This is a genomic window from Afipia sp. MLSD5-FHT05B12 (assembly GCF_058793355.1).
On record NZ_JBXAFS010000006.1, the window covers coordinates 16,238 to 39,862 of the forward strand.

At 57.7% G+C, this 23,625-nt stretch carries 20 protein-coding genes and 1 tRNA gene; 15 read left to right on the plus strand and 6 right to left on the minus strand.

The genetic code is table 11. The features are described from left to right. Positions 1-26: 26 nt before the first annotated feature. Positions 27-503 (minus strand): outer membrane protein assembly factor BamE, encoded by a 477-nt coding sequence (locus tag AC1Q6J_RS10310; protein WP_492279235.1) that lies wholly within the window; start codon positions 501-503, stop codon positions 27-29. 287 nt (positions 504-790) lie between these two features. On the opposite strand from AC1Q6J_RS10310, the gene AC1Q6J_RS10315 reads away from it, so the two are divergent. From AC1Q6J_RS10315 to AC1Q6J_RS10345, 7 genes are all read left to right on the plus strand, one after another. Beyond that, positions 791-1,348 carry a ubiquinol-cytochrome C chaperone family protein gene (locus tag AC1Q6J_RS10315; RefSeq protein ID WP_492279236.1) on the plus strand — a complete coding sequence of 186 codons (558 nt, stop codon included), beginning with the start codon at positions 791-793 and terminating at the stop codon, positions 1,346-1,348. Beyond that, a complete protein-coding gene (locus AC1Q6J_RS10320; RefSeq protein ID WP_492279237.1) occupies positions 1,345-1,932 on the plus strand; it encodes a YceD family protein in 588 nt (195 codons plus the stop codon). The genes AC1Q6J_RS10315 and AC1Q6J_RS10320 overlap by 4 nt, the downstream gene beginning before the upstream one ends. A 198-nt stretch (positions 1,933-2,130) precedes the next feature. Then, positions 2,131-3,192 carry a phosphate acyltransferase PlsX gene (gene plsX, locus AC1Q6J_RS10325; protein WP_492279238.1) on the plus strand — a complete coding sequence of 354 codons (1,062 nt, stop codon included), beginning with the start codon at positions 2,131-2,133 and terminating at the stop codon, positions 3,190-3,192. Beyond that, positions 3,189-4,166, plus strand: coding sequence for a beta-ketoacyl-ACP synthase III (locus AC1Q6J_RS10330; protein WP_492279239.1), 978 nt, complete (start codon positions 3,189-3,191; stop codon positions 4,164-4,166). Before plsX ends, AC1Q6J_RS10330 begins: the two co-directional genes overlap by 4 nt. A gap of 128 nt (positions 4,167-4,294) precedes the next feature. Further along, a complete protein-coding gene (locus tag AC1Q6J_RS10335) occupies positions 4,295-4,630 on the plus strand; it encodes an integration host factor subunit alpha (RefSeq protein WP_492279240.1) in 336 nt (111 codons plus the stop codon). Between the two features lie 56 nt (positions 4,631-4,686). After that, entirely contained in the window at positions 4,687-5,337 is a 651-nt protein-coding gene (locus tag AC1Q6J_RS10340; protein WP_492279241.1) for a MerR family transcriptional regulator, read from the plus strand. Between the two features lie 150 nt (positions 5,338-5,487). Further along, positions 5,488-5,565: transfer RNA gene (locus AC1Q6J_RS10345), tRNA-Pro, on the plus strand. Between the two features lie 8 nt (positions 5,566-5,573). On the opposite strand, the gene AC1Q6J_RS10350 is transcribed toward AC1Q6J_RS10345, so the two are convergent. Both AC1Q6J_RS10350 and AC1Q6J_RS10355 read right to left on the minus strand, forming a co-directional pair. Then, complete coding sequence (locus AC1Q6J_RS10350) at positions 5,574-6,710, minus strand: glycosyltransferase family 4 protein (RefSeq protein ID WP_492279242.1); 1,137 nt, start codon at positions 6,708-6,710, stop codon at positions 5,574-5,576. Between the two features lie 45 nt (positions 6,711-6,755). Beyond that, complete coding sequence (locus AC1Q6J_RS10355; protein WP_492279243.1) at positions 6,756-7,547, minus strand: hypothetical protein; 792 nt, start codon at positions 7,545-7,547, stop codon at positions 6,756-6,758. A gap of 180 nt (positions 7,548-7,727) precedes the next feature. On the opposite strand from AC1Q6J_RS10355, the gene AC1Q6J_RS10360 reads away from it, so the two are divergent. The 3 genes from AC1Q6J_RS10360 (at position 7,728) to AC1Q6J_RS10370 (ending at position 9,355) form a co-directional block, all read left to right on the plus strand. Further along, positions 7,728-8,447 carry a Stf0 family sulfotransferase gene (locus tag AC1Q6J_RS10360; RefSeq protein WP_492279244.1) on the plus strand — a complete coding sequence of 240 codons (720 nt, stop codon included), beginning with the start codon at positions 7,728-7,730 and terminating at the stop codon, positions 8,445-8,447. Positions 8,448-8,560: 113 nt separating this feature from the next. After that, positions 8,561-8,845 (plus strand): hypothetical protein, encoded by a 285-nt coding sequence (locus AC1Q6J_RS10365; RefSeq protein WP_492279245.1) that lies wholly within the window; start codon positions 8,561-8,563, stop codon positions 8,843-8,845. Between the two features lie 174 nt (positions 8,846-9,019). Next, positions 9,020-9,355: a GDP-mannose 4,6-dehydratase gene (locus AC1Q6J_RS10370; RefSeq protein ID WP_492279246.1), complete on the plus strand. Its 336-nt coding sequence runs from the start codon at positions 9,020-9,022 to the stop codon at positions 9,353-9,355. A gap of 88 nt (positions 9,356-9,443) precedes the next feature. Here the strand turns inward: AC1Q6J_RS10370 and AC1Q6J_RS10375 are convergent, their stop codons facing one another. After that, positions 9,444-10,523, minus strand: a complete 1,080-nt coding sequence (locus AC1Q6J_RS10375; protein WP_492279247.1) for a D-TA family PLP-dependent enzyme — start codon at positions 10,521-10,523, stop codon at positions 9,444-9,446. A 246-nt stretch (positions 10,524-10,769) separates the two neighbouring features. Between AC1Q6J_RS10375 and AC1Q6J_RS10380 the strand changes: the two genes are divergently transcribed. Next, positions 10,770-11,267: a hypothetical protein gene (locus AC1Q6J_RS10380; RefSeq protein ID WP_492279248.1), complete on the plus strand. Its 498-nt coding sequence runs from the start codon at positions 10,770-10,772 to the stop codon at positions 11,265-11,267. Positions 11,268-11,444: 177 nt separating this feature from the next. Here AC1Q6J_RS10380 and AC1Q6J_RS10385 read toward each other — a convergent pair whose 3' ends face one another. Beyond that, the gene (locus AC1Q6J_RS10385; RefSeq protein ID WP_492279249.1) at positions 11,445-12,653 is read right to left on the minus strand and encodes an O-antigen ligase family protein; all 1,209 of its coding nucleotides are present in this window, start codon (positions 12,651-12,653) and stop codon (positions 11,445-11,447) included. A 245-nt stretch (positions 12,654-12,898) separates the two neighbouring features. Between AC1Q6J_RS10385 and lptF the strand changes: the two genes are divergently transcribed. Further along, positions 12,899-14,044, plus strand: a complete 1,146-nt coding sequence (gene lptF / locus AC1Q6J_RS10390; protein WP_492279250.1) for an LPS export ABC transporter permease LptF — start codon at positions 12,899-12,901, stop codon at positions 14,042-14,044. A gap of 420 nt (positions 14,045-14,464) precedes the next feature. Then, positions 14,465-15,262, plus strand: a complete 798-nt coding sequence (locus tag AC1Q6J_RS10395; RefSeq protein ID WP_492279251.1) for an FkbM family methyltransferase — start codon at positions 14,465-14,467, stop codon at positions 15,260-15,262. Positions 15,263-15,299: 37 nt separating this feature from the next. Here the strand turns inward: AC1Q6J_RS10395 and AC1Q6J_RS10400 are convergent, their stop codons facing one another. Further along, positions 15,300-16,166, minus strand: a complete 867-nt coding sequence (locus AC1Q6J_RS10400; RefSeq protein WP_492279252.1) for a putative nucleotide-diphospho-sugar transferase — start codon at positions 16,164-16,166, stop codon at positions 15,300-15,302. Positions 16,167-17,444: 1,278 nt separating this feature from the next. Between AC1Q6J_RS10400 and AC1Q6J_RS10405 the strand changes: the two genes are divergently transcribed. Together AC1Q6J_RS10405 and AC1Q6J_RS10410 are read left to right on the plus strand one after the other, a co-directional pair. Continuing rightward, the gene (locus AC1Q6J_RS10405) at positions 17,445-20,843 is read left to right on the plus strand and encodes a glycoside hydrolase family 99-like domain-containing protein (RefSeq protein ID WP_492279253.1); all 3,399 of its coding nucleotides are present in this window, start codon (positions 17,445-17,447) and stop codon (positions 20,841-20,843) included. Positions 20,844-20,847: 4 nt separating this feature from the next. Continuing rightward, a complete protein-coding gene (locus AC1Q6J_RS10410) occupies positions 20,848-21,954 on the plus strand; it encodes a glycosyltransferase family 4 protein (RefSeq protein WP_492279254.1) in 1,107 nt (368 codons plus the stop codon). Positions 21,955-23,625: the final 1,671 nt, after the last annotated feature.

Sequence of the window (23,625 nt, forward strand, 5' to 3'; positions counted from 1 at the left end):
CCGAACCGCCGGTACGGGCGATGCAATCAGCGCGGGCTCAGCAGCTTGAAGAGCGGGGTCAGGTAACTCATTTCCTGTCCGCTGGTCGGCGTGGTGCGGCTGATGAAGTCGAAGATTTTGCCGTCCTGGAGTCCGTAATTGGCAACGCGCTGGACCGTCCGGTTCTTGTCGAAATAGATCGCGATCACCCGCTGGTCGATGACCTGCTGCTGCATGAACGCGACTTTGCGCTCCGAGCGCTGGGAGATGTAATAGAACACTTCGCCGCTCAGGGTCGCGACGGTGGACGGCGTTCCCATCACGATCAGGACCTGGTCCTGGCTGGCGCCGATCGGAATCTGTTCAAGCGCACCGGGAGGGAGGATGTAGCCCTTCTGGAACTGCTCGCCGGTACAGGCGGTGAGTGCCGCGCAGACCAGCGCCGTGACGGCGGCCATGCGCAGGCGGCTAGCAAAGCGCCGCGCTCCGGCGATCTGGAAACCGGGCTGTCTGGAAACAGTCATATCTGGTGTCCCGTATCCGACGTTTGCTTCACCCTACAGCGCCCCCCGAGCAAACGTCGGATACGAAAGGACACCAGAAAAATATGATTCCAGTGATCTTCTGACATTCGTAAAGGTACCTGCTGAGAGGTCATACGAATGTCCGGGCCGGATCACTGGCGTGGCCTTCCTTCTTGCCTCTTGCATCAGCCGAAGCGTTGACGTACCGGGCAGGGCTTCCGATTTCAACACACCAAGGGCCGTCAGGACGATCAGGAATCGCCACCGGCTTCGACGTGGAACCGAAAATGCTTTGGCCGTTCAATCGCTTCAGGAACCCCACCGTCCCGCGCGGCACCATTGAAGCCATCTATGGCATGATCGTGGCGCAAGCGCGAGAACCGGCGTTTTACTCGGATCTCGGCGTGCGCGACACGGTTAATGGCCGATTCGACATGCTGATCCTGCACCTGTGGCTGGTGCTGCGCCGGTTGCAGCCGGTCGAGGATGGAAGTGCCCTGTCCCAGGCGCTTTTCGACCATTTCTGCGCGGACATGGATGACAATCTGCGCGAAATGGGGGTCGGAGATCTGACCGTCCCAAAGCGCATGCAGGCATTCGGCGAAGCATTCTACGGACGCTCGGCGGCTTACGACATGGCCTTCGAGGCTGGCGAGGGGGAATTGGCGCAGGCGCTGTCCAGGAATGTCTTCAACGGGGAGGAGGCTGTGGAGGGCGCGAAGGCGCTCGCGGGCTATGTCCGCGATGTCAGCGCCCGTCTGGCGGCCCTGGATGACACGACAGTTCGCGCGGGCGCGTGGACATTTCCAAAAGTTGAAGCTGATCTGCTGCGAGCAATGCCATGAGCAAGGGTCATATGACGAACAGCGACCTTCCCTGGAGCTTTCCGGTGATGGTTGCCCAGTTGCCTGAAGCGGGACTGCATCAGGTTCTGGAAGCCAGCGCGGCTCAGCGCGATCTGATCGCCAGGGCAACCGGGGTCAACGCGGTGCTGCGCGCCACGGCGTCATTCGATGTCGTGCCTGAAACCGAAGGCCGGGTGAGCGTCACCGGCAAGGTCACGGCCCGGGTCGAACAGACGTGCGTGGTTTCGCTCGATCCCGTCGAGAATGACATCGACGAAGAGATCGCGGTTGTTTTCGCGCCACCCTCGCAAATCCCTGTCAGCGCCAGATCGGTTCAGAAGGAGCAGGGGGATGACGCCGAGATTCCCGATCCGCCCGAACCCATCGTCCATGGCGCCATCGACCTGGGCCAACTGGCCACTGAATTTCTTGCCTTGGGAATTGATCCCTATCCGCGCAAGCCGGGCGTGGCATTCGTCCCACCCGAAACACCTGAAGACCCCGACGAGCACCCCTTTGCGGCCCTTAAGGCGCTCAAGGAGAAGCCGGGCGCCCCTCGGGGCAAAAAACCCAAGGGAAAGTGACGCCGCTGCCGGGAGCGCTTGACCGAACCAACGGCTGTGGTCAAGCCGTTGTATCGCACCACAAAAACGCTATTGTCGCTGCCCGGCTGGGGCTGCGCTGTTTTTGGCGAAGATCTCCGCCTACCGCTGTCGCAACGATGGCTTTCAACTCGCGGCCAGTTGCTTCGAGGCCGCAACAATCAGGTTTCCGGGACGCTTATGCCGCAAAAGGTTCGAATCGCGCTTGACGCCATGGGCGGCGATTTCGGTGCATCGGTGGTGGTCCCGGGGGCGGCACTCGCCTTGATGCGGCACACCGACGTCGAATTTCTGCTGTTCGGCAACAGCGCGTTGATTAACGCGGAGCTTGATTCGCATCCTGCACTGAAGGCCGTCTCGCGGGTCTTTCATGCCGACATCGCAATCAGCATGGATGAGAAACCGAGCCAGGCGCTGCGCCGGGGCCGCAAGTCGTCCTCGATGTGGCTGGCAATCGACGCCGTCAAAAAGGGCGAGGCGGATGTCGCCGTCTCCGCCGGCAACACCGGCGCGCTGATGGCGATGTCGCGGCTGAACCTGCACATGATGCCCGGCATCGACCGCCCGGCCATCGCGGCGGTGTGGCCGACCGTGCGCGGCGAGTCGGTCGTGCTCGACGTCGGCGCCTCGATCGGCGGCGACGCCCGCCATCTCGCGTCGCTGGCGATCATGGGTAGCGCCATGGCGCGGGTCCTGTTCGATCTCGAACGGCCGACGGTGGGGCTGCTCAATATCGGCGTCGAGGAAGTGAAGGGCGTCGAGGCCGTCCGTGGAGCCGCCGAATTGCTCCGGGCGATGAACCTGCCCCAGCTCGATTTCATCGGCTTCGTCGAGGGGGACGGCATCGGCAAGGGTGCAGCCGACGTCATCGTCACCGAGGGCTTCAGCGGCAACATCGCGCTCAAGACGGCCGAGGGAACGGCGCGGCAGATCGCGGAATATCTCCGCAGCGCCATGAGCCGGACCTGGCGCTCCAAGCTCGGCTACATCTTCGCGCGCGGTGCGTTCAACGCCTTGCGTGACAAAATGGACCCCCGCAAGGTCAATGGCGGCGTCTTCCTTGGACTGAACGGGGTGGTCATCAAGAGCCACGGCGGCACCGATGCCGAGGGCTTTGCCTCGGCTGTCGATGTTGGCTATGACATGGTTCGCTACGATCTCCTGCCCAAGATCAATCAAACACTCAACCGCGACGGCCACGCTCTTTCGATCGTGCCGAATGCGCAGGAGGCTGTCTCGTGACTGTGATGCGTTCGGTTGTGCTCGGCTACGGCGCCTATTTGCCGGAGCGCATTCTGACCAATGCCGAACTGGCGAAGATGGTCGACACGTCGGACGAGTGGATCGTCCAGCGCACCGGCATCAAGCAGCGCCATATCGCGGCGGAAGGTGAGTTCACCTCGCATCTCGGTCTCAAGGCCGCGCAGGCGGCGATCGCCAATGCCGGGATCGACACGCAGTCGATCGACCTGATCGTGCTGGCGACCTCGACACCGGACAACACCTTCCCGGCGACGGCGGTTGCGATCCAGAACGGTCTGGGCATCAACCACGGCGCCGCGTTCGATCTCCAGGCGGTCTGCACGGGTTTCATTTTCGCGCTGGCGACCGCCGACAATTTTCTGAGGAACGGTGCGTTCAAGCGGGCGCTGGTGATCGGAGCTGAAACTTTCTCACGCATCCTGGACTGGAACGACCGTGGAACCTGCGTGCTCTTCGGCGACGGCGCGGGCGCGGTGGTGCTTGAGGCTCAGCCGCAGGCGGGAACTTCCGCGGATCGCGGCATTCTGACCACGCATCTGCGTTCCGACGGCCGTCACAAGGACAAGCTGTTCGTCGATGGCGGACCGTCGAGCACCCAGACTGTTGGCCATCTTCGGATGGAAGGCCGTGAGGTGTTCAAGCACGCGGTTGGCATGATTACCGACGTCATCGTCGATGCGTTCGAGGCGACGGGCACAACGGCGGACGACATCGACTGGCTGGTTCCCCATCAGGCTAACAAGCGCATCATCGATGCGTCAGCGAAGAAGCTGCATATTGCGCCGCAGAAAGTGGTTCTCACCGTCGATCGTCACGGAAACACCTCAGCGGCATCGATTCCCCTGGCGCTCGCGGACGCGGCCGGCGACGGGCGCATCAAGAAGAACGATCTTTTGATGCTGGAAGCGATGGGCGGCGGCTTCACCTGGGGATCAGCGCTCTTGCGCTGGTGAGTCTTTTGCTAAAGTCTGCCGATAATTGAAAACAATTTCATGCTGTTGCATCGATGAGCAAGGTTGACCCTCGGTCGCTAAGCTCATAATTTCAGAACACAAAATTTTCGCCGTGAGCGGGGCAGGCGATGACCGGAACCGGGAAGACAGTCACACGAGTCGATCTGTGCGAAGCCGTCTACCAAAAGGTAGGGCTGTCGCGCACGGAGTCGTCTGCGTTCGTTGAACTGGTGTTGAAAGAGATCACCGACTGCCTCGAGAAGGGCGAGACGGTGAAGCTGTCGTCGTTCGGTTCCTTCATGGTGCGCAAGAAGGGCCAGCGTATCGGCCGTAATCCGAAGACCGGAACGGAAGTGCCGATTTCTCCGCGACGGGTTATGGTGTTCAAGCCGTCGGCGATTCTCAAGCAGCGTATCAACGGCAACGGCAGTGGTGGCGGCAGCGCCGTTAGCGCCGACGACTAACGGACCTGGGACGGAGACGGACCTGGGACGGCGGCTTTCAACGGGGAGCCAGCACTTTGGACAAAGCGCCGGATGCGTTTCGGACAATCAGCGAGGTTGCTGATGACCTCGATGTGCCGCAACACGTCCTGAGGTTCTGGGAAACGCGCTTCAGCCAGATCAAGCCGATGAAGCGGAGTGGGGGACGCCGCTATTACCGCCCCGATGACGTCAGCCTGTTGCGTGGCATCCGCCGGTTGCTTTACGGCGAAGGCTATACCATTCGCGGGGTGCAGCGCATTCTGCGCGAGCATGGGATTAAATCGGTCCAGAGCCTGACGGACGTGTCGGCCGATCATGCCACGGCCTTGTTCGATGGACCGTCCTTCGAGAAGGACGAGCACGCCGCGGGTCTGGCACACGAGGCCGAGATCGACAGCGAGGACGAGTTTACGGCCGATGAGCCCGATGCGGGCCAGGAGGACTCCCGGTCCACGCTGTCGCTACGCGACCTCGGGCCTCCGTTAACGGACACCGCGCCGCCGAAAGCAGTCGTGGCGAAGCCGGTGCAGCCGGTCCCCATGAACGGGCCATCCGGCGCCGAGGCCTATGCTCCGCCGAATATCCGGAAAAATGCGAGGCCGATGGATCGCGGCAAGCTTCAGGCCGCGCTCGACGATCTGATTGGCGCGAGAGCGCTGATCGATCAGGTCCTGAAAGAAGGCTAACCTGTTGCAGTTTTGGCCGCAGGGCGCCGGTCCCGCGGGTTTGCCAGGTTAGTCGACCTAAAGCTTGGAATCAGGGCATTTCGGCTTGGGCAGCCCTTCTTGCGCCACGGCGCGAACGGGGCTACAGGATCGGTGCCTCGTGGCACGGTTCGGAGCGTAGCGCAGCCCGGTTAGCGCACTAGTCTGGGGGACTAGGGGTCGGAGGTTCGAATCCTCTCGCTCCGACCATTCTGGCTCTATCGTGAAAGTCCCAGGTACCGGCGGATGAATTTTGCCAGCCGAACCGAGCGCGAGCGCTCCATTCGGCCGATTTGATCTTGCAATGCGGCCACACGCGCTGTCTGCGAGGCCAGGTTTTCATTCAGAGTCGCTTGCTGGGCCAGTAGCTCCGTACTATCCCAAAGCTCGATATGCACGAGCCAGGAGCGGTAGAATTCCATTTGCTCTCGGCGAAATGCTTCCGGATCGGACATCGGCGCGTTCGCAGCCTCATCGATGATCGACCGATAGATGTCCTCGAGGCGAGAGATCGTGAGTTCGAGGTCCGCTTCCTTTTTAACGCGCTCGCTGACGATGGCCGCATCCTGCGCATTGTATGAAGCAATTGCCTCGATTAATCCGCTCGGCGTAGTTTCCTGCGTGAGCATCCCTAAGCCGAAATTAAGGCGCCGGCCTCGCTCGTAGTTTTCCGACGTGACGAGACCGCCGAATCCGCGTCCATCGACGAGAACAACGGCGGCGCCCGCGGCCATTGCCTCCAGCGCAGTCCGTGCCGTTCCGAATACGATATCTGAGTTTGCGCACAGCCGTTCGATATCATCGACTGGCCGGCCTACGCCATGACCATATGCCTGAAGCTCTATTCCAAAATGATCGCAAGCCTGCTGAATGGCGGCTTCCAGACCGCTATGTTTGACGAGAGAGACTGCATGCGCCGGCTTGTCGCGAAGAGCCGATGGCCGTTCAACGCATCGGCGCAGATCGACCGCGTTCGGTAAAATCCCCACTTTTTCTGGAGGAATGCGATCAGAATTGCTCAAACGTGCGCGGCAGGTTTCATCGACGGCAAACACGCGGCGAACCTGCGAAAAGCGTGGTGGCTGGTCGAACCAGGATGTTGAATCATGGCAAACCCAGATCGCTGGCACCTGGGGAAAGGCCAGTATCGCCTCCGCCGTGACCGGCATATGGTGACCGTGTATGACATCGGGCGGATGCTCGATCGCCAGCAGGTTATTGGTCACCGGAATTCCCCGACTTGTCAGTTCTTCGGAAAATTCGCCAATTGTCGGCGAGTAGACCACCACCTGATGCCCGCGCTCCACAAAACGCAAGGCTAGATCACGCACGACGATCTCTGAGCCGGTACGCATCGCAAGACGAATGTTTGTGATAAGAATGCGCAGAGGTCGCACCCCTTATGAAGTTGCGGATTTGGCGAGCAATTGGTGGATTATTTTCTCAACATGGTGCCAGCGAATGACATCCTGGTAGATTCCCTCCGCTAACCGGGCTTCTCCGTAGGCTTCGTATCTTGGTTTTGTCAGGGGAGGTTGGATAACCTTTTCGATTGAAGGGGGCTTAAAAAAGCGTTCTGTTCGTGCGTGAGCTTCTTCCTCGATCTGCCTGATCTCGATCAATTCGAACTCAATGCCGGGGTAGCTGTCGATCGCGGCGAACTTTGCCGCCAGCTCTTCATCCGACAGGGTGACTTGAAATGCAGGTTTGCCGATGTCCGTGTATTCAGCCAGCGGCGCCGGAACGACTTCGAATTGCAGGATTTCAATGTCGTATCCCAGCGCACGGGACGCCCGTTCAGCGGCAAGGCGACCTACAATATGGGTCAGATCGTGACTCACGGAATAGAGCTGCCATCCATCGACAACCAGCCGGTCAATGCGATTGGTAACCAGTATGCCGGCAAGCGTCTCCGTCCACTGCAGGAAGGGTGACACCTCTCCCACAAGAATCATCCTGTAAAGATCGCGATCAAGGACAGCTCCAAATAACGCAGAGCACTGTCCTCCGGCATTTTCAACGATCCTGGTCGATGCTTGCAGCCGGTCACGATCGGTGCCGGATCTGGACCCGGTCGTCAGGATCGTGCAAACCGGCTTCGCACGCGACATCCACCCATGAAGCCGCAATTCATGACCCGGATGTGCAACAAAGGCTGCGGAGCGGTTGGCGGGACTGTCGTTTTCGACCATACGCCTTCTGTAAACTATCGCGTCCGGGGATCAAGTAACGCACGAGGCGTATAGCTTCCCGCGGAAGCGCGGTAAGCTGAAATGCCGCGGATTGTCTCTGTCTTTCGGCTCGTTGTAAGGGCGAGAAGTATGGATCTATTGCAGCGGCTCCGTTCTTTGATTCAGCGAAGGCGGTTCGATATGAAAGCCACCGACCCCCAGAATGAGCTGGCGAACACCGGATACGCGATCTGTACGATCCCACGGTCGGGGAGCAATTTTCTTGGTCAGTTGCTCGAAAGCACGGGGTGCCTGGGGCGACCGCTGGAATACTTCAATGGTCCAGCGAGGCGGGTCCTGGATGATCCGACATTTCCTGACGACCCGGTTGAGCAGATACTCAGAATTCGTACCTCAGGTGCGACGCCGAATGGCGTATATGCCCTCAAGCTTTTTCCCAGCCAGCACGATCTCATTCGTCCGCATGTGTCATGGACCGAGCGATTGCCAAATCTGCATTTCATTTATCTCGAAAGACGTGACGTGCTCGGTCAGGCGATCTCGTGGGCACGCGCCCAGCAAACAGGTCAGTACCGCTCGACGCAGCCGCTACAGGCTACCGCGGCTTATGATTTGCATTTGATACATGCTCGTCTGCTGGATGTCGCCCGGGAGCAGGCGCGATGGACAGCCTTTTTTGCCAGAACGGGGATTTCACCAACGACCTTGATCTATGAGGAGTTGATGGAAGATCCTCAGGGAGGCGTCCGTCGAATTGCAGATCTGTTTGGATATGCCGAAACTGCACTTGTCGATCTTGCCAGGATCAATCTCGCAATTCAGCGTGATGAGGTGGTCGAGGAATGGCGCAGGCGGTTCGTGTCCGAGGCCGGAGATTCATCGTATATCGATTCATTCTGACCGGTGTTTGGGGATTGCCATCGCTGATTCGGAGCAGATGTAGCGGTAAGTTCGCGGACTCGCAGCCTGACGAGCGAATGAGCTAATCTCCGCTCGATTCGCCGGGAGCTTCCATGAACGAGACCTTGATATCCGCCTGCCAGATGTTCCTGATTCCGGCGACAATTCTGTTCGCGGCTGTTGGCGTGGCCAATAGCCAGGGCCTGAAGCTGCTTGTCTGCTTCCTGGGCGTTGCGACGGCAGGGCTTTGGATCTACCGCGTATGGTACTGGGCCGGCCTGTCGCTGATGGACCGAAGGACGGCGCTGGGGCTGGCCGGTCTCTACACGCTCGCCTGGGTGTTTACGTTTCTCGTTCAACTCAAGAACATGTTCTCGCGCGGACATGGCGGCCGCTGATCGGCCATCAGGCGGGATACGGGAAGGCTATCGCCGCATCGACGGCGCCGGACCAGATGAACTGCTTTCACCCGTAGGTGCGCTCGCGCCAGATATACATGAGTAGCGTTGTCTGTTAATTGCCGACGACACAGACGCCTTGGCTTGCAAGCAATTTACGCGAAAACTCCATATGTGGGCGAAGTCTATAACGTCGCAGGCGGGAGCGAGAAAGCCAACCGCGATGTCGTTCTCGCCGTTTGCGCGGTGCTCGACGCCGAGACCCCGCGCGCGGACGGAAAATCCTATCGCGAGCAAATGGATTCGGTTCGTGATCGGCCGGGGCACGACCGCCGTTATGCGATCGACACCTCCAAGATCGCGAGCGAGCTGGGGTGGTTGCCGCACGAGACTTTTGAGTCCGGTCTGCACAAGACCGTGCGCTGGTATCTTTCCAATCGCGATTGGTTAGCCAAGATCATGTCGGGTGCTTATCAGGACTGGATCCGGAGGAATTACCGGGGCCGATGACGCGATCCTTCTGCTCGGAAAAAGGGCAGATCGGATCGGCGCTCCAGAGGGTGCCGAGGACGTGCGGGGTGAATTTAGAAAGGCACCGCTACCGCAGCTTGCCCCGCGCCGCTACCGGGAGGATGCCCACGATCTCGTCGCCGCGAACCATCACGACTTCATCGGCCATGTTGACCACCACGCAGACATGGTTCGGCACAATACGAACGACGTCGCCCACCGCCGGGCGCGTATTGCTTTTTGTCAGGTCAAGAAAGCCATGCTCCTCTGCGAAGCGGGCGATCCTGGCTTCGGGGTGCTCGAGGATCAGGCCATAGCCGTCGAGGCCGCCTGTGTCGGCCGTCAGGGTTTTCGAGCCTGCATCGAGAATGCCGCGCTCCGGCGCGGCGCGGCTGACCACAGTGGAGTAGACGTGCAAGGCGCAGTCGTCCCACGTGGCAACGCCGGCGGCGACCTGCATGCGGTCGTTGTAGATGTAGGTGCCGGGACGATGTTCGGTGGCGCCTTTCAGCTTTCCGACGTTCTTCAGGTTGGGCGATCCGCCGGTCGATACAATGGCGGGATCGAGGCCCAATTGGCGCAGGCCGCCCAGGGCTTCGTCGTGGAAGCGCTGGGCCTCGCTCCAGCCTGTCTCGGTCGGGTACATCAGCAGCCCTGCGAACGAGAGGCCGGGGGTGTTCCGGATCTGGCCGGCGAGAGCGACGGCTTCGGCCGGTGTCTCGACGCCGGCGCGCTTGCGGCCGGTATCGCATTCGATCACGACCGGCAGGGCGCGCCCGGCGGCCGCCGCGGCGGCCGGTAATCCGCCGATGACGACCGGATTGTCCGCAGCGACCGTGACGTCCGTCTTTGCCAACAGGGCACCAAGGCGCGCCATCTTCTCATCGCCGATCAGGTTGTAGCTGATGAGGATGTCGCCGATCCCGCCCTCGGCCATCACTTCCGCTTCTCCCAGCTTCTGGCAGGTGATGCCTTTCGCGCCGGCTTTGATCTGGAGCTGGGCGAGGAAGGGACTTTTATGGGTTTTGATATGAGGCCTGTTGGCGACACCCGCGTCGTCGCAGATTTTTTGAACGCGCGCGATGTTGCGCTCCACGCGATCCATATCGATGACGAGTGCTGGCGTTCCGTATTCACGGGCGATTTTTGCGGCAAGCGGGGTGGTCAACGGGTTTCCTTCCTGACGGCGCGTGAATCCGGTGGTCTCATCGTGATCTCGCCAACTTCAACTTTGCCCGTATCGCGAGCAGTTTCACAAGAGATTGATCCGGCCCGGAAACCTCGATTGTCCAAAATTCATCCTTATTCCGGTCCGATGATAGGGAACCGTTGTTGCTCCTGCGAAGTTAGGCAGGCGATCCGGATTTCCATTCCCGTTCGGTTCCGGCACGGGTCAGTCAGCATGTGAGGTGCAATGTTTTTGTTTGAATCCATCAGCCGGCGGCTGGCTGTCGCCGCCGTTTTGGGATTGTCATTTGCCTCCATGGAATCGATGGCTCAGTCATCGCAGCCGTTCGCCGGTATGTCCGGCGTGTGGTCAGGGAAGGGCTCTATCTCCCTCGAAGGCGGGGCAAAGGAGGCCATCCGGTGCCGCGCGACCTACGCGGTCAGAAACGACGGCAATGCTCTCCAGCAGACGCTGCGTTGTGCAAGCGACAGCTACAAGATCGAACTCACCAGCAATGTCGTGGCCGAGAGTGGCAGGCTGGCCGGGACCTGGAGTGAATCGACCCGCAATGTCAGCGGCGACGTCCAGGGCACGACATCCGGTGGACGGTTCCATGTCGTGGTCAGCGCCGGTACATTCTCCGCGGATCTCGTGCTGACAACGCGCGGGAATTCCCAGTCGGTCGTTATCCGCTCGGCGAGTGGGGAATTCAAGGGCGCCAACATCACGCTGACACGGACTTAGTAATCAGGTCGCATTGGGAGCAGTGTGACCATCAAGCCAGGTTAAAGTCACGAAGGTTGATCAATGCGCCGCCCCAGCGTTGCGTTCGATCGCGTAACTTGTTCTCTATCCGTAACGAGCTTGGTTCGTTGGGAAGCGCGGCTTGTGCGCGAACGCAGCAGTGACGCCTTTGTAACCTCATCTCTCCGCCTGAGGGCCGAATTTTTCTACGGTGCTTGAACCCGGTCTCGACGGCCGGATCATCCCGGCAGCGATACCCACGGCGAACACATAAAGCCAGCCCTGATAGAAATCGGTGAGGTGGGAGTTAAAGAGCGAACTCAGGATATTCTGGACGACCGCTACCAGTCCGATCCATGCGAGGATACCGCCGTTGCGAAACGCCAACAGGTGAGTGATCCACATCACCCATAGCGCCAAAGTTCCGGCGACACCCCATTGAATGGCGGCCAGCAAGGTCTGGTTATGCGGATTGCCGATCACGGTCGCAGAAAGGCCGGTCTGGCCGGCAGCATCGCGCTCAAACAGGGTTTTGGTTGAGCCTGTGCCGTGACCGATAATCGGAGCAGCTTCAACGAATCTGATCGACTTTTTCCAGAACTCGAGCCGCAGTGCCACTGAGGAGGCGGGGCCTTCCTGCGTCGTCCGCTGGCGGTACTCCGTCAACGCGGCGGAAGCCTTGTGCTGAAGGTTTGGCGATACGGCCCAGAGACCGGCCCCGCTGACAACCATAATCAGCATGGCGATCCAGAACTGCTTCCGCCCGAGATAGCGGTACGCAAACAGCGCTGCGATGATCGGGGAATACACAAGCGCTGTCCGTGAGACGTTGACAAAAGCGAGATTTGCCAGAAACGCTGCTGCGATCGCGGCCGATGCGATGGCAAGCGTCCGCTGCTGCCTTCGAAAAGCTTCAACGGCAATGACCGCCAGCGCGAAGGCGCAAAAGGCAAAGCCCTGGCTCTGATCGATATAGTTCTTGACCGGGACGCCGGGCTGATCGGATTTGAAACTGATCGACAGGCCGGGCAGGAACAGCGCCACCCAAGAGTACAGCATCAGTATGGCGCAGGACGCAGCAAACGCGAAAAAGACATAGCGGCCGCGCGCGGAGCCCTGAAAGTGATAGATCAGGAATGGAATGAAAAGCAGTTTTCCCATCGGCGCCAGGCCGTGGAATCTTTCCGCCCATGGAATGCCGGTCGCCCACAACGTGCCGGTCAGGGCGATCACGCACAGCGGCAAGATCGCGGCGCTTGCCGGGAAGAGCAGGGACCGGAGAAACCTCATCAGCCGCACGGTGGTCAGAAACGCCACCAGAAAAGCGAACGCGAATATGGATGTTCCTGCCGTCGTCCACGGCAACAAGGCCGCAGCAATGATCACGAAATTTCCCGTGCCTTTTTGTCTTGCCGCGTGAGCGGCGGGCCGGTTTGGGCCGCCCCATACGGTCAGGGAGAGCCAGACGTCGGCCAGCTCCCGGACCAATTCTCGCTTTATTGCGGCGTACATTACCCCTCGACGGCGCTGTTTTTAGCTGCGGACAGCGGAAAATATGCGATATAGCTCAAGACGATAACCTTATCGAGCGGCCGCGGCCGCTTTCGAATCGGACTGTACCCGGAAGCTGGATGAGCGCAATCGACGGCTATATCGTGCGAACGACGTTGCTGGCGTTCCTGTTGATTCTCGTCTCGCTAACGGGGGTCATCTGGATCACACAGGCGTTGCGCGGCATCGATTTGATGACGGGGCAGGGCCAGTCGATCCTGGTCTTTCTCGGGGTCACGGGGCTGGCGATTCCGCTGCTGGCGATGATCATCGCGCCGATCGCGCTGCTGATCGCTGTGATGCATACGCTCAACAGGCTCGCGACCGATTCCGAAATCATCGTGATGAACGCGGCCGGCCTCTCGCCGGGCAGGCTTCTCCGCCCGTTTCTGTTCGCGACATGCGTGGTCAGTCTGCTCGTCGCCTTTCTCTCGATTTATTTCGCGCCGGAATGTTTGCGCGCCCTGCGGCGGTGGCAGACGGAGATCGGCGCAGATGTCCTCACCAACATCCTGCGCCCCGGTGAATTTCAGAAACTTGGCCCGCTGACGATCCGGATTCAGGGGCGGCAGCCGGGGGGACTTCTCGTCGGGATTTTTATCGACGACCAGCGCAATCCGGCCGAGCGCATCGATATTCTCGCGGATCGCGGCACGGTTCAGAAGAACGAACGGGGCTCGTTCCTGATTCTTCAGGACGGCAACCTCCAGCGGTTCGAAACCGGCAAGAGGGATCCGGCGCTCGTCGCGTTCAACAGCTATGCCTTCGATCTGTCGCAGTTTTCGAATGTCGTTCAGAGCGTAACCTATGGTCCGCGCGAGAGGTCGATCGGGGATCTGATATCGCCGCCGCCTGACGATCCCATCTTCAAGCGGATTCCCGGCGAATTCCGGGCCGAGTTGCATGACCGGATTTTCGCGCCGATCTATCCCTTCGTTTTCATTTTGATGGCATTTGCCATTCTTGGCGCTCCGCGCACCACGCGGCAGAATCGCAATTTTGCGATCGGGGTTCTTGTCGTTGGGATTCTCGTTTTGCGTATCGCGGGCTTTGGCCTTTCGACGGTATCGACATCGCAGCCTGCTGCTGTATTCGTTCAGTATCTCATGCTGGCGACGGTTAGCGCGGGTGGTGTCTGGATGATCATGCGCGGTGTGATTATCGACGCGCCGGCGAATCTGCTGGGATGGATTAACAATCGAATCCAGCGTGTTTCGAGCACTTAGAGTGCAGTCGCTTTCTCTTCGGAAGATTATTCGCAGCGAAATCGTTGTCTTGAGTGAGAGGCATTGCACTATCGTTTGCAATGAAAACGTTCCTCCACCTTAGTGTGAGTTTTCTAAAAATTTTGCACCGACGATAGATCTGGCCCGTCGTGTGGCTGCTGCAGATAGTCAGCAGCCTTCGTTTCGCACTCTTTCAAGAAGAATGCTACAGTGGGACGTGCCCTTGCGGCGAAGGGCAGTAGGGCAATGCGCACGGGTTTCAATTACCGTGCGTCCGGACTCGATATCTTAAACGACTTAGCTAAATTAGCGAAGCGGTGAATATGGGAAAGTGAAGAAGGTCTTTGTTGGCAGATAACCTCAGATCAGAAATTTTCACAGATTATTCTGCGGAATAATCCATGGAGCGGCTTGGCGAGTATGGGTTATATTTCGAAGTTTTTTCGCAATCTATTTTTGCAAACCTCGCCCGGCGACAAAATTTATGACTTTGTCAAAAGTGATGAAGGAATCAGCATCTACGTAAACGTCGACGACTCTCGCGGGCGCGAATTGATTGAGCGAAGGGGAAATTTAAATCCTCCAACGCTTGCTATCTGGCATCTGTTGCTTCGTTCGGAAGGATGGACGCACGTCATTGACGTCGGAACAAATTATGGGGAAATGCTGGCGAACGGCGGCTTGCCGCCGAGGGCCCGCATCATAGCGGTGGAGCCCAACAGAGAAATTCTTCCCTATCTCAGGAAAACATTGAAGCAAATCGGCAAGATAACCCTTCATGACGTCGCCTTGTCCGACAAGGAAGGTGTATCAGATCTCTTAATAACCGAGGACTGGTCAGGCACCACTCGTCTCGTGACAGATGGACAGGGAACGACGAAGGTCTCAACCACAACGCTCGACAGGATTCTAGAAAACGAGCGGGTTCCTGCCGAAGGGATGAATGTTCTCCTTAAAATCGATGTCGAGGGACACGAAGCCAAGGTGCTGAGCGGCCTGACTAAGAAGCTGCTGAAGTTCAGGAAATTTGCTGCGCTTATTGAACTACACCATCTTCAGCCAGCAGACATGCAGTGGATAGCAAGCCGCTTTGATATGTGGGCATACAACACGGACACTAAATCGCTTGTCGCGATAACCAGCTTTGACTGGGACAGTTCTCCATCATTATATCGATACGACATAGTTATTCGCCGCAAGTCAGATTTCATTGCTTGAAGGTGCGGATGTCGGACTGGCGCTGCTAAGCATTTAACTATTCAAAGGATATCTCCGGCGACAGGTATTCTTGCGTTTCCGAGATGGCGACATGATCCGAGAGACTTAATTCATGAGGGCTGAAGTCGGTGTTCATGCATGTCATTTTACCGTCAAATGGCACGTATACGCGGTTGAGATGCGTCGAATTGATGAAATCCGTGATGAAGGGCAACGAACGCCGCCAATCGGCGGGATTGTGAGCCGCAGAAGCATGAGAAATACGAATATGGCCACTAACGCTTATCGGATCGCCGACCCTGCAATTGTAAATAGTCGGCAGCACAGCAATTGACGCATAGCCTGCGTAGGCTTCCTCCCGGAAGACAAGCTGGTCGAGAGTCATGTCGCTGTCGTCACGAAATCGCTGCGACCAACGATTTAAAAGCTTACGGGATTGATCAGTCGATCGAACCAGAAGAACACCAGCGTTGAAGTATGGCTCTCCCGGATTAGGATCGATCCGAGGATGTCCGTTATTGTAAAGACGGTAGATCTCCGGAAACTGCCAGGTATCGAAAGCCGCGTGGATATCTGCGTGGCGAAGCCGCGTGAGGTCGGTCAGGCTTCCGGCGATGTAGGTATCGCAATCAAGATACAACGTCAGGGGAGAGCTACTCTCCGCGATGGCTCGCATCTTGGTGAGCTTTGCGTTCTTGGATTGAGAGAATCTATCGTCGGGCTTCTCCAGAATAATCTCGTCAAACACAGGGCTTTTGATTTTCTTGTTGGTGTGAATCCTGGTCCGAATCCATGGATTATGACGTTTCAGGCTGTAGCTCGAGATGGCGGCCAACTGAACAAAACGTTCTCCGAAGGCAGAATAAACGGCAGTGAGTGAATGTTCGCTCTCGGGTACGGTCATTAAATGCTCCTTCGAAAACCGGACGCGGCAGTTGTAGTCGAACTCGTTGATTTCAGGAAGACGATTTCGTTTTCTTAACGGCATCAGGCCGCGAGAGTGACGCCTCTGCAACCAAGACGCCCGTGCGTGTTCAGGAAATCAGTCGAGCGCAGTCCACGTTATCGGCTGCAAATGCCGTCTACGATGGGCTTTGCCACCTTCTGGAAACTTCTTGAGCGCCGCTTCTGTCGCCGCTCCGAAGTCGCGGCCCGCTCAAGGATCGCGCCGTTCGCGCTACCGCCCCTGCAAGGCTTGGACATTGCCAGCCCTGTCTCGGTCGGAGTTGGTGGCGACGAGACGATAGGTCGGCCGGAGTTGCTGCCGGAGCGCCATGCCTGCGAGTTCTTCCGTCATGTTCACGCGGTTGGACTGTCAGAACCCGAAATGATCTTCCGATTTGAATGTACTTATGCGTGGGTCTTGTTTCACTTGCAGCACTTTCGCGTACGCGTAGGAATCTCAACCCAAGACAGAATCGTGCGTTATGTTGATCGCTGTCAAAACGCTTATTGCGTCATCTTGACCCATGGGTTGTGATCCGAAGACCGTAAGGTGTGCGCCGTATCGCCGATACGAGCCGGCCGGGTTAGCGCAAATGTTCGGTTGTGGGCGGACGTCCGCAACTTTGGAGGCGTTTCCGTTGATTGTTGCTTACGAAATAATGGATCGCATCTCCTCCGCCGTGGTCGAATTTGCCACATTCACAGGATCAAGTTGGGCGGGTTGGGCGGCGGCGAATTTGTCCATCGCTATGATGGGGGCTGAAAAAGTCTACGATATGCTAGGTCTTGATAGTATCGACCAGCCTACGAATACGGCTTTCGAGCGTCTGTTCGTAGCGCCGCATCTATCAGAGCCCTCCGTCCGCGGGACGTAACACCATTATCGCATGCCGTCACACGGAGCGGAGCCGCCCTTTTTCGTCAGGGGGGGCTCGTGACGAGATCGTCATGTCGGCGGCGAAGCGGGCCTCTTCATTCTTGTGAACATGTTGGCCTTTTTACAGGTATGGGCTGTCAGTGAGGGATTGGCTTCCGAGGATTTAATTGGTTGGGAGTGCAATTGCACATATCGCCGGCGTGCCGAGCCCCGTTGTAGTGAGTTATTTCGGGCGCAAATACTTTACGTTTAACGTACGATAGCTGTAAGCCCTGAAAGTATTGGTCTTCAGGAGTTGCCGAACGACGTTGTTGTAGTCTACTTAGTCAGATACTAGGGGTTGCAGAAGAGAATATGCCGATGGAATTTACCGGTGAGCGGTTCGTGCCTCATATCGAGGGCGACATCCGGCTTGAGCATCTGCACCGCTATTTGGCAGCGCGGCGACTGGTCCAAGGAAAGCGGGTTCTGGATATCGCCTGTGGCGAAGGCTATGGTTCCGATCTGCTCACTGGCGCCGCAGCTAAGGTCATCGGTGTAGATCTGGATGAGGCCTCCATCGCTCACGCGCGGCGCACGTACGCCCGTTCTAATATTGAATTCCTGCTCGGCGATGCGACAGCAATTCCGGTTGCCGATTCCAGCGTGGATGTCGTCGTTAGCTTCGAGACGATCGAGCACTTGACCGACCACCGCACGCTGATGCTGGAAATCAAGCGCGTGCTGGCACCAGGCGGCGTATTGGTGCTGTCATCCCCGGATCGGCACGAGTATTCAGATGTCCCTCGCTATAAGAATCCTTACCATCTGCGCGAGCTTTATCTGTCGGAGTTGCAAGCCCTGCTGGGCGAGCACTTCCGCAAACATGCGATCTACGGCCAGCGGGTGCATTACGCATCGGTGCTCGCTCCGGTGGAGGACCAGGCCGAGTCCTTCGTCGGCTATCGCGATAGCGAGGGCGGAATTGTTGAGGGCGTGGGGTTGCCCAATCCTGTTTATTTTATCGCTGTGGCATCCGACGAGGCGCTGCCAGAGTTTTCCGCGGGTGTGTTCATCCCGCGCGAGCCACCTTATATGCGCGAGATCGCTGCGTTGACCGAAGCGCGGCAGCAATTAACTGCCGAATTCGATCAGCGCGGCCATCGTGTCGAAGAACTGGCAGTAGGCCTCAATCAGGCGACGCAGCGCGAGGCCGCGTTAGCGGCGCAACTTGGTCAAGTTGCGACTCATGCCGAGGAATTGAGCACCAAGCTCGCTGCGGAGGAGAACCGCCATAGTCAGATACAGGGAGAAATGGATCAGCGCGGGCAACGGGTCGATGAACTCGCGGTTCTGTTGCATCGCTCGACCACCGAGTTGGAAAATCTTCGCGGCCAGTACGCGGAAAAGGAGCGTTTGTACGCTGAAGCCGTGGGACTCAGCCAGCTTGTGCTGGGCTCGCGGTCGTGGCGCATCACCGCGCCCCTACGTCATGTCCGTCTAGGATTGCGCAAGATTAAGCTGGCGCTTTACCGAGGCGCCGCGGCGACAGTTCGCGTCGTCTACCGTTCGCTGCCGATACCCTTCGGCATAAAAATGCGACTGAAGGGCTATCTGTTTAACCGTATAAGTCCGGTCTTCGCAAAGACCGGCGCATATGCCCGATGGCAAAGCAAGCTGGCCACCCAGCACGCGGCAGCACCGGCGGCCTCGGTTGATCCGGCCTTGTCGTCGGGCGAAGCCCAGCCGCTTCCGCTGCCCTTGATCACCGAGCCGTTGCCGGTCGCAGACGGGAAATGGGAATGGCGAAGCTATGCAGAGACGCGATCCCGCATCTTGCAGACCTTGAACGCGCGTGGCGCCGAAATTCAGTTTCAGCCGCGCTCAATTATCGATATCGGGAATGAGGATCTGGCAAAGGCTGCGGCTCGCATCAATTTGCCGTCGCCGGGCGAAGCGCCGAGCATCACGGTGATTGTGCCGGTGTTCAACGAATTGGCGACGACGATCGAATGCCTGCTCTCGCTGTCGCAAACGTCCGGCGGCCTTACGTTCGAAGTGATCGTCGCCAATGACGCTTCCACGGACAGGACGCAAGAGGTTTTGTCGCAGGTGCCAAATCTGCGTCTTGTAAACCAGCCGAAGAATCTTGGCTTTCTGCGAAATTGCAATGTCGCGGCCAAGCAGGCACAGGGCACTCGCCTGGTGTTGTTGAACAATGATGCTCAGGTATCGCCGGATTGGTTGATCGGTTTGATGCGGGCGCTCGACGAGCCTGGGGTCGGGGCCGTTGGCCCTCGCTTCGTTTATCCGAATGGTGTTCTGCAAGAGGCCGGGGTCCGAATCCGCCGCGAATGCGAAGTTGAGATGATCGGTCTCGGTGATCTTCCAGAGAGGCCCCGTTGGTCGTACAGCCGAGACGTCGATTACGTCTCCGGCGCCTGCCTAATGATGGAGACTGCGCTTTATCATGCGCTCGGCGGGTTCAACGAAGAATTGGCCCCAGCTTACTGTGAGGATATCGATCTTTGCCTGCGGGTCAGAGAGCGCGGGTTGAGGATCGTGTTCACGCCTGAATCCGAGGTCGTCCACCACCTGAGCAAGAGCTCAAGTTCGCTCGGCGCCACCAAGCATCAGCTCATCACCAAGAACATGCAGCGTCTCTCGGAACGCTATCAAGCGACGTTCGATACGATGGACGATCTGCGGGTGATCGCGATGTATCTGCCGCAGTTTCATCCCGTGCGGGAGAATGACCTGTGGTGGGGACCTGGATTTACCGAATGGAGCAACGTCACCAAGGCGCGGCCAAATTTCGTTGGACACGATCAGCCTCGCCTGCCCGCCGATCTCGGTTACTATGATCTCCGCCTTCCTGAAGTCATGGACGCGCAATGGGGGCTTGCCGATCGTTACGGGATCGACGGCTTTTGTTACTATTACTATTGGTTCAACGGCGAACGGTTGCTGCATCGGCCATTGGAGCGGCTTCTCGATCAGGCGTCGCCGGCAAGTCCTTTCTGTCTGTGCTGGGCGAACGAGAATTGGACGCGCCGCTGGGATGGCCAGGATCAGGAAGTTCTGATGGCGCAAGCGCATTCCGAGGAGGACGATCTCGGCGTCATCCGCGACCTCGCGCGGTACATGAGCCATCCGGCTTACATCCGGATACGCGGCAGGCCGCTGCTGCTGATCTATCGTACCGATCTGTTTCCCGCGTTTGCTGAAACAGCGGAACGTTGGCGGAATGAATGCCGGCGGCTGGGTCTTGGCGAGATCTATCTCGCGATGGTCGAATCGTTCCGCTTCGCCGGCGCGAGCGCATTGCCCTCTCTCTATGGCTGCGATGCTTCGGTCGAGTTTCCGGCTCATTATGTTCCGCAGATTCGTCCGCCGAAGAGTGATCTGCTGAACCCCGATTTCCATGGATACATAGGTGATTACGACGATCTCGTCGTTCAGTATGCGACGCGCGAGCATCCGGGCTTCAAGCGATTCCGGACGGTGATGCCGGGATGGGACAATACCGCACGCCGTCAGAACCAGCCGTTCATTCTCGACAATCCGACGCCCGGAGCGTTTCAGGCCTGGATGGAGACCGCAATCAAGGAAACGAAACGCGATCTGCAAGGCGAGGAGCGGTTGCTTTTCGTCAACGCATGGAATGAGTGGGCGGAGGGAGCTTATCTCGAACCGGATCGGCGCTTCGGCCATGCCTATCTGCAAGCGGTACGCAATGCGCGAGATAGCGCGCATATCTTGAACGGCGGGGAGTCCTGACGCTATGGTATCAAAGCTGACCATCGTCGGGCATCCATTCAATCCCATCGGTACCGGACGCGCCTTGCGCCTATCGCTTGCGGCTTGCCGCGCGGTAGCTATCGAGACCAAGGTCCGTGACGTCTGGAGGTTTCAGACACCAGAACCAGCGCAGGTCACTGAGATCGTGCCCTTCATGACTACCGAATATAGCGCAGTTAATTTGTTTCATCTCAATGGCAACGAGATCGCGCCCGCGTTAGACCAGATCGGCCCTCTTCCAAAGGGATACAATATCATTTTTCCGTTTTGGGAGCTGTCACGATATCCGCAAGAGTGGGCGCGCGAGCTTGAGCGCTTCGATGAGGTTTGGGCAGCTTCGAGGTTCATTCAGGAGTCGGTTGCCGATGCGACAAATCGGCCTGTTACGCACATGCCGCTACCGACACAGATTTCGCTGAGTGAGTTCAGCAGCCGCCGGCAGTTGGGCATTCCGGAAGACTGTTATGTCTTTCTGTTCTTTTTCGATCACCGGTCCTACGTCTCGCGCAAGAACCCGGAAGCGGTGGTGGAATGTTTTCGCCGCTTGGTGGCCGCGCGGCCATGGGCCCGTACCCGCCTCGTGATTAAAACGCATGGGGCTGATGCTGCTGCGGCTGAAGCGCAGAAGTTCATAAGCGATCTTGGCGATCTTCGCGAGCGGGTCGTCATTTTGGACAAGACCATGTCGGAAGACGAAGTCCACAATCTGGTTCGTTGCTGTGATGCTTTTGTGTCGCTGCATCGATCCGAAGGTTATGGACTGGGAATGGCTGAGGCTATGTATCTCGGCCGGCCGGTCATCGCGACAGGCTATTCCGGAAATATGGATTTCATGACGGCGAAGAATTCGGCGCTCGTCAGCTATCGGCTGGTGCCGGTGCCGGAGGGCGCCTATCCGCACGCCACGGATCAGCACTGGGCTGATCCAGATTTAGAGGAAGCCACGTCGCGCATGATCGAACTCATCGATGATCCCGCTGCCGGACGAACTCTCGGAGCAAGAGGTAGCAGGGCCATCCGCTCAGCCTTCAGTTACCGCGCCTCTGGTTTGCGATATCTACGGCGGCTCGACGAAATTGGTAAGCGGTGAAGCAGATACTGTTTTTAACCTCCATTCCACCTCCGGAACGATCATGAAAGTCCCTGAGCCGCGTTTTGCGAACCTCGGTCCAACGGATCGATCGGCTGCCACCATATGGCTTTTTCTGTTGGCGACGGTTGGTTTGATACATTTTATCCATGCCTTCAGTATGCCTTCACCTATCTACGGAGGCGATGAATATTCATACCTTGCAAGCGGATTGTTTAATTCGAGTCTTGCCGAACTTTGGCAGCGCGATCCTTATATGCCGCGCATTGCAAATCCGATGTTCCTGGCTCTGATCAAGCTGGCGGGAAATTTTTTTTCAGATCCAGCTTCAATCATTCGCGTTCTAAATGTTTTCGCTGTGATCGCATTCATTGGTTTTGCGACTTGGTATGTTGCGATTTCGTCCAGTAATCGCCGAGCGATGGTTGCGATTTTCCCGCTGGGCCTACTTCCATCGGCAGGATATGTGGTCGCCGTCATGCCCGAATCAATGTTCTACGCTGCAGCTACTGGAGCGCCGCTGGCGCTCGTCATGTTGATGTTGAAAAGGCCGGTAGCTGCAGGATTTGTTTCGGGCGCGCTAAGTGCAACGGCCTTTTTGCTCAAGCCTCATGCAATTAGTCTGATGGTCGGGGAAGTCGTCAGCATGCTGGCGCTAATCCTGCTGATGATGTTTCTAAAGCTGGAGCGTCGACGCAATGGCTTGCTCGTTACACTGCTTACATACCTGATTTCGACCTACGTTTGCATCGTAGTCTTGTCCAGTGTGTTTACAGGAAACTTGGCCCTCAATCCAGGCTCTGCGCTGGGTGCCCTCTACAAGGGAATAGGTCGTGAATCGTTGAGCTCGATCGGCTCGGGGATCGGAGTAATCATCTATTATTTCATCGGTAATGTCTCTTGCATTCTTCTGTTTAGTTTTCCGTTTGTCGGCTTGATGACCCTAAAGACATTTGACGTGTTGTATTCACGACCGATATCGAGGCCGGATCTTCAATTTGTCATGTTGTTCAGCACTGTCCTGTGCGTTGGCGTCGCTACCTTGGCAATGGCTTCGATATTCACTTATTCGGCCGGGGTCGCTAGCTTGTCAGAAGCGATGCGGCTGCATGGCCGATACTACGCTTACCTTTACGTCCTGATTATCGCTGGGGGATCGTCGGTTTCCGATTGGCAAAGCACACTAGCTAAAACGAGATTACCCCATTTCGACGGCTATCGGCTTATCGGTGTCGGGTGGCTGATACTTGGTGTCTATTTTCTATATGTTGTTTGGCAGTTTCGGATTTATCCTTGGGATAACCCGGAACTATCGGCTTTCTATCGTCTGTCAATATCGAGCTGGAAATGGGACGGCGGCATTTCCTGGTCTGCCTGGGTAGCGGCTCTCGCACTAGGGATGTGCGCGTTGGCGTTCGTTTTTCGGGCCCGATACATATTCAGTTTACTCGCGATGACGATTACCGCAGTCTTTGTGCTGGCCAACATCAATAATGCGCGATGGCAGCGATCGGTGAGCGCGAACACCAGTTTCCTTACCGATACTGGAAGGTTCACTCACGCGTTGTTCAAGCGCGATGAAGATTCGAAAGTCCTGATTGTCGGAGCCGAGCGTTACGGATCTATGTCTTATGTGTTATTTGGTATCGCATGTCAGTGTAGGGTTTTTGT